Origin of the sequence: Streptomyces sp. NPDC059371, assembly GCF_042751995.1 — a bacterium.
Classification (GTDB): Bacteria; Actinomycetota; Actinomycetes; order Streptomycetales; family Streptomycetaceae; genus Streptomyces.
On sequence record NZ_JBHYXD010000013.1, the window covers coordinates 38,975 to 40,544 of the forward strand.

2 protein-coding genes and 1 pseudogene are annotated in these 1,570 nt (G+C 66.1%); 1 reads left to right on the forward strand and 2 read right to left on the reverse strand.

Going from position 1 to position 1,570, the window contains the following annotated elements; all coding sequences use genetic code 11:
- Window positions 1–237: 237 nt before the first annotated feature.
- Complete coding sequence (locus tag ACFXGX_RS10415) at window positions 238–600, reverse strand: hypothetical protein (protein WP_384787652.1); 363 nt, start codon at window positions 598–600, stop codon at window positions 238–240.
- A 228-nt stretch (window positions 601–828) separates the two neighbouring features.
- On the opposite strand from ACFXGX_RS10415, the pseudogene ACFXGX_RS10420 reads away from it, so the two are divergent.
- A pseudogene (locus ACFXGX_RS10420) lies at window positions 829–1,056 on the forward strand (transposase family protein); the annotation flags it as partial.
- A 30-nt stretch (window positions 1,057–1,086) separates the two neighbouring features.
- Here ACFXGX_RS10420 and ACFXGX_RS10425 read toward each other — a convergent pair.
- Window positions 1,087–1,449, reverse strand: a complete 363-nt coding sequence (locus ACFXGX_RS10425) for a hypothetical protein (protein ID WP_326784222.1) — start codon at window positions 1,447–1,449, stop codon at window positions 1,087–1,089.
- Between the last annotated feature and the right edge of the window lie 121 nt (window positions 1,450–1,570).

Below are 1,570 nucleotides of genomic sequence, written 5' to 3' on the forward strand. Positions count from 1 at the left end.
GGGCGCCGTTTGTGTTTTTTATACCAGCCGGGGCGCGCGGGGGCGCCGCGCGGGGCGTGTGTGGTGGGCATTACCCCCCACCCCCCGCGGCGCTCGCGCGCCGGTTTGGCGCGGACCTTCAGCATCGCGGTCGGCGCCTCATGCTCACCGAGCTTCGCGCCCGCCGGGCTCACAGCACGGGCACGCCGTCGGGTGCGATCGTCAGACGGCATCAAAGGAAGGCGCTGCCGTCGCCCATCAGTGTCCGCGGGGGCGGCGGGAGATCGTCTGAGGGAGCTTCCCCGTCTTCCAGTAGCCGTCGAGGATCGTGAGGAGTCGCTCGGGGTCACGGAAGACCTCGGCGATCCGGTCGCCGTACTGCTCAAGGAGCGGGTCACTTTCGACCATCTTGCGGCCTGCACCCGTGAAGGACGACGAGTAGGCATGACAGTTGCCGCACCACAGGTAGTTGATCCACGAAGGTTCGCTGCGGCCGTACTTTGTGTGATGGTAGACACGCATGGTCGTGCGGCCACAGATCGGACAGGTTCGCTCGGTCACGGGCAGGTGCAGTTGGGCGCCGAGCGCCTCAAGATGCTGCTGGTCGTAGGGGCGGGGCATGGGACCAGGACCTTTCTGGGGAGTCGGGGCGGACGCCGTGCGGGAAGGGGGGGGGGGGGCGGGGGGGCGCCCGCCCCCCCCCCCCCCCCGGCCAGTCGGCGATTCAGCTCACTGATCGTTTTCAGAGTGGCCACCGATGGGGTGACGACAGGGTGTACGCAACGCACGAAGCACCCGTGCCGTTGAGGGAGGTGTTCGAAGTCTCAACTCATCAGCACAGGTGCCTCGTTGGTCTCCTGTCTTGCCGCACTCGACCTGTCCCATGCGCTGGTCGAGTGGCTCACCATGCTCATCGTCACCCGCGAGGGTGACCGCCGCTGCAAGCTCCCGCCGCACCAACGGGCGTTGATCGGTCTGGTGTACCTGCGCAAGCATGACACCCTGGCCCAGATCGCTGTCGCCTTCGGCATCTCGGCCGGCACCGCCCACGCCTACACCACCGCGATGATCGATCTCTGCTAGCCGCTAGCCGCTAGCCGGCAGCCGTCAGCGTCTGCGGGGGCGCCGGGAGATCACCTGAGGGAGACGGCCGGACTTCCAGTAGCCGTCGAGGATCTTGAGGAGTCGTTCGGGGTCGTTGAAGACCTCAGAGATCCGGTCGCCGTATTCCGCGAGGAGAGGGTCGTTTTTGACCATCTCGCGGCGGGCGTTTGTGAACGACGACGAGTAGGCGTGGCAGTTGCCGCACCACAGGTAGTTGATCCATGATGGATCAATCCGGCCGTACTTTTCGTGGTGATAGTCACGCAGGCCGACATGGCCGCAGATCGGGCAGGTCCGCTCGGTCACCGGAAGGTGCAGTTGCGCGAAGAGCGCCTCACGATGGTGTTCGTCGTAGCGGCGGAGCATGAAGGAGACCTTTCTGGGGTATGCAGGGGCGTCACCCGGTCTGGGGCGCCGGGCGTCTGAGCACCTGGCGGGGACCGGCCCAATATCTTGTTGCAACCCGTGTCGGGGGTTGTGGTTTTAA